Origin of the sequence: Absicoccus sp. (assembly GCF_034090965.1) — a bacterium.
GTDB lineage: Bacteria > Bacillota_I > Bacilli_A > Erysipelotrichales > Erysipelotrichaceae > Absicoccus > Absicoccus intestinalis.
Window position 1 is genome coordinate 1 of sequence record NZ_JAXDRQ010000004.1, and the last position, 13,225, is coordinate 13,225.

General features: G+C 39.3%; 14 protein-coding genes. 4 read left to right on the top strand and 10 right to left on the bottom strand.

All coding sequences use genetic code 11. The features are described from left to right. Nucleotides 1-332 precede the first annotated feature (332 nt). The gene (locus tag SOS22_RS00355) at nucleotides 333-1,088 is read right to left on the bottom strand and encodes a DeoR/GlpR family DNA-binding transcription regulator (RefSeq protein ID WP_320595973.1); all 756 of its coding nucleotides are present in this window, start codon (nucleotides 1,086-1,088) and stop codon (nucleotides 333-335) included. Between the two features lie 149 nt (nucleotides 1,089-1,237). Here SOS22_RS00355 and hxlA point away from each other — a divergent pair, with 149 nt between their 5' ends. From hxlA to SOS22_RS00370, 3 genes are read left to right on the top strand one after another with little or no spacing between them, the layout of a single operon-like run. Next, complete coding sequence (hxlA, locus tag SOS22_RS00360; protein WP_320325472.1) at nucleotides 1,238-1,864, top strand: 3-hexulose-6-phosphate synthase; 627 nt, start codon at nucleotides 1,238-1,240, stop codon at nucleotides 1,862-1,864. Between the two features lie 14 nt (nucleotides 1,865-1,878). Beyond that, complete coding sequence (gene hxlB / locus SOS22_RS00365; RefSeq protein ID WP_320595974.1) at nucleotides 1,879-2,439, top strand: 6-phospho-3-hexuloisomerase; 561 nt, start codon at nucleotides 1,879-1,881, stop codon at nucleotides 2,437-2,439. 2 nt (nucleotides 2,440-2,441) lie between these two features. Beyond that, nucleotides 2,442-3,380: a type I phosphomannose isomerase catalytic subunit gene (locus SOS22_RS00370; RefSeq protein ID WP_320595975.1), complete on the top strand. Its 939-nt coding sequence runs from the start codon at nucleotides 2,442-2,444 to the stop codon at nucleotides 3,378-3,380. Between the two features lie 93 nt (nucleotides 3,381-3,473). Here SOS22_RS00370 and SOS22_RS00375 read toward each other — a convergent pair whose 3' ends face one another. From SOS22_RS00375 to SOS22_RS00405, 7 genes are all read right to left on the bottom strand, one after another. Beyond that, the gene (locus SOS22_RS00375) at nucleotides 3,474-4,349 is read right to left on the bottom strand and encodes a DMT family transporter (RefSeq protein ID WP_320325475.1); all 876 of its coding nucleotides are present in this window, start codon (nucleotides 4,347-4,349) and stop codon (nucleotides 3,474-3,476) included. Between the two features lie 36 nt (nucleotides 4,350-4,385). Further along, the gene (locus tag SOS22_RS00380) at nucleotides 4,386-4,904 is read right to left on the bottom strand and encodes a DUF1097 domain-containing protein (RefSeq protein WP_320325476.1); all 519 of its coding nucleotides are present in this window, start codon (nucleotides 4,902-4,904) and stop codon (nucleotides 4,386-4,388) included. A gap of 134 nt (nucleotides 4,905-5,038) precedes the next feature. Continuing rightward, entirely contained in the window at nucleotides 5,039-6,307 is a 1,269-nt protein-coding gene (locus SOS22_RS00385) for a Zn-dependent hydrolase (RefSeq protein WP_320325477.1), read from the bottom strand. 46 nt (nucleotides 6,308-6,353) lie between these two features. Then, complete coding sequence (gene hydA / locus SOS22_RS00390) at nucleotides 6,354-7,721, bottom strand: dihydropyrimidinase (protein ID WP_320325478.1); 1,368 nt, start codon at nucleotides 7,719-7,721, stop codon at nucleotides 6,354-6,356. A 105-nt stretch (nucleotides 7,722-7,826) separates the two neighbouring features. Next, nucleotides 7,827-8,168 (bottom strand): hotdog fold domain-containing protein, encoded by a 342-nt coding sequence (locus SOS22_RS00395; RefSeq protein ID WP_320325479.1) that lies wholly within the window; start codon nucleotides 8,166-8,168, stop codon nucleotides 7,827-7,829. A gap of 57 nt (nucleotides 8,169-8,225) precedes the next feature. Then, nucleotides 8,226-8,705, bottom strand: coding sequence for a hypothetical protein (locus SOS22_RS00400; RefSeq protein ID WP_320325480.1), 480 nt, complete (start codon nucleotides 8,703-8,705; stop codon nucleotides 8,226-8,228). Between the two features lie 111 nt (nucleotides 8,706-8,816). After that, nucleotides 8,817-10,007 (bottom strand): CaiB/BaiF CoA transferase family protein, encoded by a 1,191-nt coding sequence (locus SOS22_RS00405; protein ID WP_320325481.1) that lies wholly within the window; start codon nucleotides 10,005-10,007, stop codon nucleotides 8,817-8,819. A 471-nt stretch (nucleotides 10,008-10,478) separates the two neighbouring features. Between SOS22_RS00405 and SOS22_RS00410 the strand changes: the two genes are divergently transcribed. Next, a complete protein-coding gene (locus tag SOS22_RS00410) occupies nucleotides 10,479-11,351 on the top strand; it encodes a MerR family transcriptional regulator (protein WP_320595976.1) in 873 nt (290 codons plus the stop codon). Nucleotides 11,352-11,434: 83 nt separating this feature from the next. Here SOS22_RS00410 and SOS22_RS00415 read toward each other — a convergent pair whose 3' ends face one another. Together SOS22_RS00415 and SOS22_RS00420 are read right to left on the bottom strand one after the other, a co-directional pair. Further along, a complete protein-coding gene (locus SOS22_RS00415) occupies nucleotides 11,435-11,884 on the bottom strand; it encodes an electron transfer flavoprotein subunit alpha/FixB family protein (RefSeq protein ID WP_320595977.1) in 450 nt (149 codons plus the stop codon). Nucleotides 11,885-11,904: 20 nt separating this feature from the next. Next, complete coding sequence (locus tag SOS22_RS00420) at nucleotides 11,905-13,047, bottom strand: acyl-CoA dehydrogenase family protein (protein ID WP_320595978.1); 1,143 nt, start codon at nucleotides 13,045-13,047, stop codon at nucleotides 11,905-11,907. Nucleotides 13,048-13,225 lie beyond the last annotated feature (178 nt).

Sequence of the window (13,225 nt, forward strand, 5' to 3'; positions counted from 1 at the left end):
GTAAATTCAATTTCAAAGTAGAAAGGAGAATATCTCAATCGATGCGATTTGATTTTAGTACAAACAGATTTATTCAATAAATGGTCCTTACAGAAATGTATTAAATATTGTAAGGACCATTTATTTTGCATTCCACTTTATATACCAACTTTGCCAATTTGCTATCTACAATTGATTGATAAGCTATAATACAAGTGACAAAAGGAAATACATATTCGCAAGAAATGTAATTTCTGGAAGGGAGACAAAATTGAAAAAGCGATTTGATTTTAGTATCAACCGATTAACAATATAAAGAGTCCTTACATTTAAGAAACATATGTAAGGACTTTTTATTTGGCAATCAGGATCGTACATCCTTGTATGCTTTGTTTCTTTTCGATATCTACGGGATTGGTGATCAAAAAATCAAAAGAATAAAAAGGTGCAAACATATAGGTGCCTTGCCAATCAAATTTTGATTGATCTGCTAACAAGATCTTTTTTTCTGCTTTTCGTAAAACATGTTGATTTACTTCCATTTCTTCAAATGAAAATGTTGTGGGTCCTTGACTGTTCTTAAAACCATCACAGCCAAGGCAAGCTACATCAAAATGGATGGCATCAATATGATCCAATGTAAAGGCTCCCGTTGCACATTGTGATTTCTTTAATACCTTACCCCCTAAAAAGATCAGCTCGTGTTTTTGGTTCGTAACAATATTCGCAATCATCAATGAATTTGTGATCACCAATAAATCTTTTTTTAAAGGAAGTAATTTTGCCAATGCCAACGTGGTACTTCCAGGTCCAATAAAAAGAGAAGAATGATCAGGAATTTCCTGCAAAGCCCGTTTGGCAAGGTCTTGTTTTAAGGAGGCATGTTCATTCACTTTCACATGGACCGCCACCTCACTATTATCTTCTTTACGACAAGCGCCTCCATGTATTTTATGAAGCAAACCTTGACTTTCCATTTGATTGAGATCTTTGCGAATGGTTTCCATACTCACATGATAGGTATTGGCTAAATCAATGACGCGGACCTTCCCTTCGGTTAGGATGGCTTGATAAATCTCTTGTTGACGCTCTTCCATCTTCTTTGACATATTTCTATTGTATCGAAAACTTGGCTTTTTGGCTATTGTTTCTATAAAACCAACTTTATTTTATTCTTATTTCGAAAAAAGCCAATTTTTTATTGTAGATTTTCTCTTAAAATTCTATTCTAAGGATGAAAAAAAGAGGAGGTTTTATCATGAAACTACAAGCTGCTTTAGATACACTCACATTAGACGAATGTGTGACCTTATTGGAACAAACCCAAGGTTTTGTCGATGTTGCGGAGGTTGGAACTCCTTTTATCATCGAACAAGGTATGGTGCCAGTTCGTACCTTCAAAGAAAAATTCCCAGACATTGAAGTTTTGGCCGATGCCAAAATTATGGATGCAGGTAAATATGAAGCCGATAAATGCTTCGATGCTGGTGCCGATATTGTTACGGTATTGGGTGTTTCCAATGATTTGACTATCAAAGGTGTCGTTGAAAGTGCCAAAGAACATGGCAAACAAGTCATGGTTGATATGATTGAAGTGAAGGATTTAGCCAAACGTACCAAGGAAGTGGATCAAATGGGTGTCGATTACATTTGTGTACATACCGCTTTTGATGTGCAAGCAACGGGGAAAGATCCTTTGGATGATTTGAAAGTTGTCAATTCAATCATCCAAAATGCCAAGTCTGCCGTAGCCGGTGGTGTCAAATTAGCTACCATCGATGCGATCGTGGCCCAAGGAGCAGGCATCATTGTTGTGGGTGGTGCCATCTGCAATGCCAAAGACCCAAGTGCCATGGCCAAAGAGATGAAGAAACATTTAAAATAGGAGGGATGCACATCATGAACAATCAAGAATATGCAAAGATCATCTTAAATGAATTGAATCAAACATTGCCTACCATCAATATTGAAAAATCCAATCAATTTGTTGATTTATTATTGCATGCGAAAGAAATCTTCTGTGCCGGCGCTGGTCGTAGTGGCTTTGCGGTACGTGGCTTTGCGATGCGTTTGATGCACATGGGATTCAATAGTTATGTAGTTGGTGAAACGTGTACCCCCAATATTGATGATACGGGTCTCTTAGTTGTTTGTTCCGGCTCTGGTTCAACGAAAAGTTTGGTCAATCATGCCCAAAAAGCCAAGGAAGTGGGGGCCAAGGTGGCTTTGATCACCATTGATCCAGAATCCCCTATTGCGAAAATGGCTGATGTAGTTATCGAAATCAGTGCACCAAGTCCAAAATCTGCAAAAGCGGGTGAAATCCAATCGATCCAGCCGATGGGTTCTTTATTTGAGCAATCCGAAGCTTTATATATGGACACCTTGATCTTGATGTTGATGGATAAAAAACATATGAATTCCGATACCATGTTTGGTCGTCATGCCAATATGGAGTAAATATGGAACCTGTCTTATTTTTAGAATCCCCCCTGATTGAAAAGCTATATGGTGGTCACAAGATCCAGGATAGCTTTGGCATTGGCGATCCTACCCAAAAAATTGGTGAATATTGGGTCATCAGTGCGCATGATCATGGTTTAAGCGTAATCACCAATGGTCCATATAAATCGCAAACCTTGAAAGATGTATATACCAATCATCGCGAATTGTTTGCGAATGATCCTCATGATAAATTTCCTCTTCTGATCAAGATCAATGAAGTCACAAAACCCGTATCGGTCCAAGTGCATCCCAATGATGCCCAATCGCATGGAGAAGGCAAAGCGGAATGTTGCTTATTTCTAGATGTAGAAGATGGATCAAAGATCATCCGTGGCCATACAGCCAAGACCAAAACCGAATTAAAACAACACATTGAAAACAACGAATGGGATTCATTATTGATTCGTAAACCGATCCATGATAATGATTTCATCTTTACGCCGCCAGGCATCATTCATGGCATTGAAGGCAAATTGATGATGGCCGAAGTCCAACAATCCAGCGATATGACCTATCGTCTCTATGATTATGATCGTTTGGTTGATGGCAAACCTAGACAACTCCATGTCCAACAAGCTTTGGAAGTGACAACCGTACCACACCAAGAACCAGAGATCCATCCTGTTACGATGGAAAAAGATGGAAATATCCAAATGACCTATACAGATAATCATTTTTTCAAGATTGATCGCTACCAGATCAACAACAAACAGACATTGGATAATCCTATATATTCTTGTGTCGTCATCTTGTCTGGACAAGGTACATTGATTCTTGATGATACCTCATATCCGGTAAAAGCAGGTATGGGCATGATCATTACTTCCCAAACAAAAACATATTCCCTTTCTGGTGTAATGGATGTGCTTGTCAGTCAGCCACCAAAAATGACTTAGTTAGAAAACCCGCTCCAAGAATCCAAGACAGAACCTAAAATTCTGCCAATCGGATTGTTAAGGCGGGCTTTTTAAGATTAATAAAATTTTGGTTTATTCTTTCTGTGTCTGATTGACGATCACGACGGAAAGAATCACACAAATGATACCGATGATGACATCGATGCGGATGGCTTCATGTAGAAAAAGAATGCTGTAAACGGAAGCAGATATCGCTTCGACAGATGAGAGGATTGCTGCCCTGCTGACTTCTACATATTTAAGACTAATGGTATATAGAAAATAAGGGAGTACACAGCTAATACAACCAAATAAAAGTCCAAATTCCATTCTGCTATGATCTTTTGTTAGTACAAATCCCAATGTATGCCAATCGGCTATCATTACCAGACCAATCGATGCGATAATAAAGGTATATAACATTGAAGTCACGGGATGATAATTTCTTCGAAGGAGTAATGCACTAAAGATCGAATACATGGCGTAGCAAAAGGCTGCCAAAAGTCCAACCGCCACACCGGATACATTGGATGAGCCGGCATTTTCAAAAATTCCGGAAACAAAGGTACATCCTAAAAAAGCAAAAATCAGTGAAATCACTTTATTTTTTGTGAATTTTTCCCGAAAAAAGATGGCTGAAAGAACGGAAACGATGGCTGGTGAAACATATAATAGAACAGCGGCTACGGATACGGAAGTCATATCAATGGCACCGTAATAAAAAATGGTAAATCCGACGATGCTTACCAGTCCACTGGCTACAAAAATCCATAAATCTTTGATTCGTATTCGAAATAGTTTTTTATTATATATGACCACCCACAAAATAAAAATAATGGTTGCTGTAATAACCCGAATGGCCGCTATTTCTTTTGATTGCAAACCCAAGCTTCTCCATTCTGTTACAAACAGACCCTGGGTTGCCCAAAGCATCCCTGCTAAAAGAATAAGATATACTTGATTTGACATTTTTCTTGTATCCAATCGTTAACCTCGAAAGAGGATTCAGTTTTCCGAAATCCTCTTTTCTTCTTTCGTAACACTTGCACCCAAGCGGATGCACAACCATCCACAAAACAATCCAATGACATTTGCCAATGCGATCCACAACATCGCAATCACCAAATTTTTCCAGTCCAAAAACGATACCACATCCAGCTTTGGGAAATATCCTGCATAATAGCCGGCAAACAGGCAGGAATAAGAATTAAAGGATGCTAAAGAGCAAGCAAACATTTTTGTTTTCAATGATAACATCAAGATAATGACGGTTCCGATTACCGTAAGCACTTGCACTCCCATACTAAATCCAGATGCGGCATAGGCAAGAATCGCAATGGCAGCCAATATGTATCCCTCGATCATCGGTGGAATTGATTTTTTAAATGCTTCCGGATTCGATCCAAGCGTAAAATACCAAGTCTCGCCAATAAACAAGGCCCAGACCGGAATTTTAATCAACCCTCCTAGACATGAAATTCCCGCCAGCACAGCAATCACTATATCCAAACGTTCAATTTTCATCTCCTCACCTCCCTGAAAATGTATGATATGAAAAATACCCGCTCCCTTTGGGTATACATTGCTATAACGATGACTCAATAGAGAGCAGGTAAAGATGCTTATTTCTGCACTGATTTCTTTAATTTAATGGTTGATCAAAGTCCGCGCTCATCCACTTTCAAGACGGCATTCAACATAACAGATGCCCCCTCTGTACAATGTTCAGGAGATGAATATTCTGGCTCACAATGTGATAAACCATCCTTAGATTGTACGAAAATCATGGTTGTCGGCAATACATAGGCTGCAAATTGGGCATCGTGTCCGGCACCCGAATGAATATATTGATGGCTAACACCCAATTCTTCACAGGATTCCTTAACATATCCGACCAACGTCTTATTCCAATAAACCGTATCACGATTCCATGCTTTTTCTACTTCACAGGTGCAACCCGCCCATTCTTTATTTGCACAATCTTTTACAATCTGAAGTACTTGATTCAATAACTCTGGACTTTCATGACGACAGTCAAATGAAAATTCATAATAATCTGGAACACAGGTATGAACGTTTGGATGACACTGTACTTCACCTGTAGTATAAACCAACTCTGGATGTCCTAGTGCATCGATCGTTTTATGCAAATACAACAATGCTTGTGCAGCTGCATAGAATGCATCTTTTCTCTTTGGCATTGGGAAGGTACCAGCATGGGTCGTTTGTCCATAGAATTTCAATGTATAATTAAACATTCCTAAGACACAGTCAACCACACCAATATCATTTCCAGCATCTTCCAGGATTGGTCCCTGTTCAATATGTGTTTCAAAATAACATTCATATTTTTCCGGCGTCAAACGATATTTTTTATCCCCTTTAAAGCCTGATTTGTCCAAAGCATCTTTGAACGTAACCTGTGGATCAAGAACGCTCTTTGAATTCATCATATCTTCATATTTAAAGCCTGTTTTGATCTCATCTGGTAGATAATCGTAACAAATGATTCCAGAAGACATCATTGCTGGCGGATAAAGGGATCCCTCTTCATTTGTCCAAATCATCGCTGTCAAAGGATGCTTATGTGGAATCTTTTTCTCTGCCACAGTTTCCAAAACTTCCATGGCACTCATGACACCAAGAATACCATCATAATTTCCACCGTTACGAACAGAATCACAATGGGAACCCATCACAATTCTTTTTGCGTTTGGATCCGATCCAGGAAGAGTGGCATACATATTTGCGACGTCATCAATCTCGATGGTTGCACCGATGGCTTCCATTCTCTTTCGGAATTCATTTCTTGCCTGAATATCCGCTTCAGACAGCGTATATCTAGTGATTCCACCATGACCAGCGTCACCATACTGTGAAAATGTTTTAATTTTATCTTCCATTCGTTCTAAACTTGCCTTATACATTTTTAAATCCTCCTTTTCTAATTGATTCTATTTTAAAAATGCTTTCCTAACGTCTTGGGATACGTTTTACGTATTTGCCCATGCCCGGTTTTCCTACAAATTCTCCATGATCATATACAAGATTTCCACGGAGGAATGTTTTTACTGGATATCCATGAAGCTCTTTGCCTTCCCAGATCGTATGATCATAGTCACTATGCATATTATTGACAGAAATCGTGAAATCTTTCTTTGGATCATACAATACAATGTCAGCATCTTTGCCAACAGCAATCGCTCCTTTGTCTTCACATCCAAAAATCTTCGCTGGATTTGTTGCGCAAACCTCAACAACTTTTTCAAATGAAATTTTTCCAGTGTTGGCTGCATCGAGCATATATGGATAGAGATTTTCTACACCTGCACATCCGTTTGGAATCTTTGAAAAATCATCTTTTCCCCAGTCCTTTTCATAACTTTGGAATGGACAATGATCGGTTGCGACTGTATCGATAAATCCGGCTTTCAATGCTTTCCACAATGCTTCTTTGCTTGCTTCACCTTTCATTGGTGGTGAGCATACAAAGTTTCTGCCATCTGGACGTTTATATACATCACAAGTAAATTCCAAATACTGTGGACAGGTTTCTACATAAACCGGCTTTCCATCCATTTTTGCTTTTTCACAAGCTTCCAATCCCTCTTGATCGGACATATGTACGATATAAACCGGTGTATCCAGATGCGATGCCCAATGAACCACGCGCTTATCGGCTTCCGCAGCGACAAATTCTGGACGACTCATATAATGATACCAGGCACTCGTTTTACCTTCTTTCAGATATTGCTCTGTCCGAAGATCGATCAAATCTGGATTTTCTGCATGCACATTGATCATCATACCAAGTTCTTTGGCACGAAGAAGAAGTGTGGCAAGCATACCATCATCGACCATCATACCTTCTTTTTTATAGACTAAGAAACACTTCAGACTTGTGATTCCCGCTTCGGCTGCTTGTTCCATCTCTTCCAAAATTTGACCACCGTTTAAATCGGTGATACAGCAATGGAATGCATAATCACTACAAGCATCGGTTTCTAAGATTTCCTTTTTGGAATTGACTAGTCCGAGAATCGTCTCGCCCTTATGCTGTACTGGATAATCAAAGATAGTTGTAACGCCTCCGCAAACAGCAGCACGTGTTCCCGATTTGTAACTGTCTGCCGATACGGTTCCGCCAAAAGGCATTTGCATGTGCGTATGCACATCGATTGCACCCGGCAATACCAACATTCCAGTTGCATCCTCAACTCTATCCGCTTCTACTGGAAGATCTTTTCCGATTGCGACGATTTTCTCCTTGTCGATAGCTACATCTGCCTGAAAACTTCCAGATGCTGTGACTACAGTCCCTCCTTTAATCAATAAATCCATGTAAGTACCTCCTTTTCTTATATTATTGTTTTTTAATAGGTGACGAATCTTCTGCTAAATCCGCAAAACGTTTCGTCGTCTACATGGTGATTCATTTTTGTATATCTAATTTGCTTCGTAGATAAACTGACAAATTGTACAAAGTGGTGGATCTTCCAATACATCGATAGAACTTGGATAAGGTGGATCTTCCGGTACTTGGATGATCTTAAATGCCCTTACCTCAATCAATGCTTTCTTTCCTTTCTGTTGTTTGATCCTGGCGATAAATTCCATATAATCCCCCGCAAAAATGGGTTCATACAAACGAACTTTACGTACTTCTAGGCAATGTCCTGTATTATGAAATACCTTTGCCATAATTCGGTTGGCACAATCATTCATCAAAGTAATGCTTCTTGCTCCATTTACAACACCACCGCCATAAAAAACATCTCGATCTGACATTCTATATCTCATTGTAACTGTATCCATAATAAAAGCTCCTTTTCTCTATCTATCCTATTAAAGTTCGATAACTTCATCTTCTGGAAAATCTTCATTTGCTCGCCATGGATCTTTCACAAGACCATCTGGTTGCTCGCCTCTTTGGAGATGTTTCTTTACGACCAAACGTACCATGCCCTCCGTACACAAAACTGGTTCATCAAACCAAACCATATCTCCTGGTTTATAATTGGTTTTTCCGGCACGATAGGCAGGCGTTGCTAGTTTAAAGACTTCAATTTTACAATCACGAGACGTATTTCCGACATGAACCATGGTTGCCTTATATTCCATCATATCGCCCACATATGCATTTTCATAAATCTTGCAGTCACGATATCCAAGACATAAAGACTCATCCCCGTCATTTAAGATCATCTGTTCGGTTTCTACGTCCCCGATAAAATCCCATTGACGACCAAAAGGAACAAGACCGTCCTGATTGTTCGCATCGGCTGTTGTCATGTTGTAGCTAAGATAAGATGTTTTTCTTGCCATTTTTATTGTCCTCCATTTTCTAAATCAATGCTTATAATGACCAACATTTATTTTTGACTGCTGACAAAATTTTGTCGCAGTAAAGATCCTTTCACTAATTTGATATACCGTTTAAAGAACACCTTCTTCTTGCAGCTTTGCTTCTTCTTCTTTGGTTAAATGGAATACTTCACAGTTATCCTGACCAAGAAGGGGAGATGCAAATGTAACCTCTCCCGGGCTGGCAGACAATTTTGCCACAACCCCCTGAAAAGCTAGGTCACCAGCTGTCGGATGGTTCACATGGACAATCATATCTCGGGCTTTTGTATGTGGATGTTCAATGGCTTCTTTTATATTCATTACCGGGCCACACGGAATTCCCGCCTCGTCCATCATGATTTCCAACTCTTTCTTGGTATAATTCTTTACCCAATCACTGATAATGTTCTGCAAACCACTCTTATAATTTTGTACACGCAGATCATTGGTTTTATATTTCTCATCTTCAAGCAATTCTGGTTTTCCAATTGTTTGGCAGAATTTTTTCCAAAGTCTTTCATTGCCAACGCCCAGTGCCACATATCCATCCTTACATGAATAAACGTCAAACGGTGCAATGGATGGGTCAATATTTCCATTTCTTTCGGATATGATGCCATTCATGGTGTAATAAGGAATTGCCGCTTCTAGCAAAGAGAAAATCGTATCAAACATGGCTACATCGACAAGCTGTCCTTCTCCTGTTCGATCCCTGTAATGCAGGGCAACCAAAGCACCTAATGCCTGATAGATACCGGATACATGATCGGCCACCGATGGTCCGACCTTAACTGGCGGTTGATCCTTAAATCCAGTCAGGTATAACATTCCTCCCATGGCTTGGGCAACGATGTCATAACAAGGACGATGACTGATTGGGCTGTTCAAGCCAAATCCAGATCCAGAAACATAGATAATTCTCGGATTGATCTTTTTGATCGTTTCATAATCAATCTTCAATTTTTTGGTGACGCCACCTTTATAATTTTCACAGAGAAAATCTGCATCTTTAACCAAATCATAAAACATCTGCAAACCTTTTTCTGATTTTAAGTTCAGCGTACATCCCTTTTTATTTCGATTCACATAGCAGAAGAATCCACTCTCACCGCTTTTCTTATCAAATGGTCCCCAGGTACGGCATTGATCACCATGTACTGGTTCGATTTTGATTACATCAGCTCCATAATCTGCCAAAATCATCGTACAAAACGGTCCGCTCAAAGCAGATGTGAGATCGATGACCTTTAGCCCTTCCAATGCTTTTTTCTTTTGTGTCACTCTATTTTCCTCCTCCTCATTTGATTCAATTATTTTTTGACGAATAGAAAAGAAATCCGTCTTGATTTGATATAGATAAATATGTATAAAAAGGCATACCCATACATCTTCGTGATGGTCGATCCCTTTGTATTTCCCTTTTTGTATGGTTTCTTTTAATGAAAGCCTTTGACCGAATGAATAGAAGAAGTTCAGTGTCTATGATCATCGTTTCATGGATTCATGATATTTCAAATTTTGTTCATCGGTCTTAGCAATCTTATCTTTGCATTCAGTGTATTCTATGTAGAAAGTACAGAGTCAAATATTTATTTTTGGCATTTCAATTATTTTTCTGTGATGTTTAGATAACTCTCTAGTTACTAGAGAGTTCAATTGAGATATGTTGACACTTTCTCAACAATTCTATTAAAATATAGATAAACTTTAATGTATTTACGATATATTATTATCTTAAGGAGTGAAGATTTTATGCAAAAGGAGCGTTATTCAATTGGTGATGCCTCAAAAAAATGTCATATTCCTGTTCAGACCATCCGCTATTACGACGATATCGACTTGCTCAAACCCCAATATCGGGATACGAACAGCAAATATCGCTATTATTCCAAGTCTCAACTGACAACGCTAATGATCATTCGCAGACTTCGTGACATTGATTTTTCAATCAATGAAATCAGAGAAATCCTGACCAACACAAATCTTCAGTCATATGAAGAACGACTGCTGAATCACAAGAAATCTCTGGAAAATACCATGCAGACATTAAAAAAATCCGTTTCGGTCTGTGATGATCTTTTAGCTAAGATCCAATTGGGTCGAAAACTGAATGAGGGTGAGATTCCCAATGTGATCCGTTTAGAAAACTTTCCGAAAAGAATGCTTCTGTGCCAACGCGAAACCATGAAACTCTATTGTAATTACGAAGTTTCATTGGATCGATGGTACAACATTCTGATGGAATCCTTTTCTTCTAATCTCTTTGTCAAAGGAAATGTTTTTGTCATCTATCATTGTCATCCACTCGATCAGTTTTTAATGAAAGACTGCGATGTTGAATTTTGTATTCAAGTGATCCCCGAAGCGGGAGTAACCACAGAAACAGACATTGACTCCAATCATATTGTTAACTGGGAATGCAAACTCGCTGCCACCTTATGTCATCTAGGAAAATATACGGATATCATTCAAAGTCATATCAAACTATTGCAATGGATCAATAAAAACGGCTATTCCGTAATTGGTCCGATTTCCGAAGAGTTTATCATTTCTCCTCTGGATACAAATGATGAAAATTTATATCTGACAAAAATCATTGTTCCTATCGAAAAGAATCAAAAATAAATCTTAAAGATACAAAAATGCTCCCCAACGGACGAACAAGTTTGATTACTTGTTATCTGCCCGATAGGGAGCCTCTTATTTTTTCAAAATTGGTTGCATGATAGTCTACAAAAAAAGGTAAGCAGTTCATCAACGGATGGATGATGCAATGGGTTCTTTTCCGAAAATGTATTCATTAAAGCGAGAAGCACTTTGCCCACATCCGCTTCAATTCCAATATCCGCTATCTGAAAGATGGGTGCCAACGGATCTGTATTGATCGCTATGATCTTTTTAGCCTGCTTCATCCCAATGATATGAAAATTCGTTCCAGACACCCCACATCCAATATAAAGCTGTGGTGCAACACGTGCCCCCGATAAACCAATTTCACGATTTGCGGGGATCCATCCCAGGTCTACAGCGGCTCTGGTTCCGGTAATCTGTGCTTGAATACAGTCAGCGACCTGAAGTGCTAAATGAAAATTGCTTTTATTTTGCAATCCTCTTCCACAACATAAGATCACTTCTGCCGTTTGTAAATCACCCGTCATACAGCTCATTTGCACAAGCTTTATTCGAAAATATCGCGGCTAATGATCAGTCTCTGGATTTCATTCGTTCCTTCGTAAATTTGCGTGATCTTTGCATCTCGGAACATCCGTTCTAGATGATTTTCTCTCATGTAACCGGCACCACCCATATTCTGGATACACTCTGTCGTCACTTTCATCGCTAGGTTCGAGCATGCCAGTTTTGCCTTGCATGCAGAAACGGCAAAGTTTTTGCCCATCTGCTGTTCCCAAACGCCTTTATACAGCAACAACTTACACATGTCGATTTCTGTCTGAAGATCCGCCATGCGGAATGCCAAATATTGATTCTTATAAATCGGCTTGCCGAACTGTTCTCTTCCCATCATATAATCTTTACAAATGGCAAAGGCCCCCTCGGCAATACCAAGGCTCTGTGCTGCCACACCTAAGCGTCCTGCATTCAATGCGGTCAATGCGTATTTAAATCCCTTTCCTTCTTCACCAATCATCCGATGAGCTGGAATCACGGCATTATCAATTAAAATTTCTGCTACCTTGGCCGTACGGATCCCACATTTATTCTCAATATGTCCAATGGAAATTCCTGGTGTTTTTTTCAGATCAACCAAAAAAGCCGTCAATCCTTTTGGTCCTTTGGAAAGATCTGTATTTGCTATTAGCATTGCATAATCGGCAACCGCCCCATTGGTGATAAAATGTTTCTTTCCATTCAGGATAAAATGATCTCCCTCTCTTACAGCCGTTGTCTTAGCACTTCCTGCATCCGATCCAGCATCGGGTTCTGTCAGGGCAAAACATCCCAGACTATCGCCAGCAAACAACTTTGGCATGCAATGCATCTTCTGCTCTTCACTGCCAAATGTATCCACGCCCGTTGTAAAGGTAGAAGAAATCGCATAGGAAATTCCAAATGCGGAGTCCACTTTACAAAGCTCTTCAACGACCAGGACAAATGCCAAGTAATCATTTCCATGACCACCATATTTGGGATCAAATTGTAAGCCGATCAAACCGCTCTCTCCCAGCTTTTTCACCAGACCCATATCATATGTCTCATTGACATCTCGTTCTATCACAGTCGGAAGCAATTCCTTCTGTGCAAACTCTCTGGCACGCTGCTGAATTTCTTTTTGATAATCAGTCAATTCAAAGTCAATCATAAATACCTCCTTCTGCCAATCTGTGATGGCAATCTTCGATCCGTTATCTTTTAAAAAATTATAGAAGACCTATCCGAAAGAGAGTCAATATGATTTTTTTACTTTTTTTGGTGTATTTTTTCCATTTATTCAAAAACCCTCAAGTAAGAAGACAGTTTTCATTGTTCTCTTTCTTAAA

Bases quoted from the DNA above. Each gene is read 5' to 3' on its own strand.
- SOS22_RS00385 (WP_320325477.1), bottom strand. From the start codon at position 6,307: ATGTATAAGGCAAGTTTAGAACGAATGGAAGATAAAATTAAAACATTT.
- hxlA (WP_320325472.1), top strand. From the start codon at position 1,238: ATGAAACTACAAGCTGCTTTAGATACACTCACATTAGACGAATGTGTG.
- SOS22_RS00410 (WP_320595976.1), top strand. From the start codon at position 10,479: ATGCAAAAGGAGCGTTATTCAATTGGTGATGCCTCAAAAAAATGTCAT.
- SOS22_RS00370 (WP_320595975.1), top strand. From the start codon at position 2,442: ATGGAACCTGTCTTATTTTTAGAATCCCCCCTGATTGAAAAGCTATAT.
- SOS22_RS00415 (WP_320595977.1), bottom strand. From the start codon at position 11,884: ATGACGGGTGATTTACAAACGGCAGAAGTGATCTTATGTTGTGGAAGA.
- SOS22_RS00420 (WP_320595978.1), bottom strand. From the start codon at position 13,047: ATGATTGACTTTGAATTGACTGATTATCAAAAAGAAATTCAGCAGCGT.
- SOS22_RS00355 (WP_320595973.1), bottom strand. From the start codon at position 1,088: ATGTCAAAGAAGATGGAAGAGCGTCAACAAGAGATTTATCAAGCCATC.
- SOS22_RS00375 (WP_320325475.1), bottom strand. From the start codon at position 4,349: ATGTCAAATCAAGTATATCTTATTCTTTTAGCAGGGATGCTTTGGGCA.
- hxlB (WP_320595974.1), top strand. From the start codon at position 1,879: ATGAACAATCAAGAATATGCAAAGATCATCTTAAATGAATTGAATCAA.
- SOS22_RS00395 (WP_320325479.1), bottom strand. From the start codon at position 8,168: ATGTCAGATCGAGATGTTTTTTATGGCGGTGGTGTTGTAAATGGAGCA.
- hydA (WP_320325478.1), bottom strand. From the start codon at position 7,721: ATGGATTTATTGATTAAAGGAGGGACTGTAGTCACAGCATCTGGAAGT.
- SOS22_RS00400 (WP_320325480.1), bottom strand. From the start codon at position 8,705: ATGGCAAGAAAAACATCTTATCTTAGCTACAACATGACAACAGCCGAT.
- SOS22_RS00380 (WP_320325476.1), bottom strand. From the start codon at position 4,904: ATGAAAATTGAACGTTTGGATATAGTGATTGCTGTGCTGGCGGGAATT.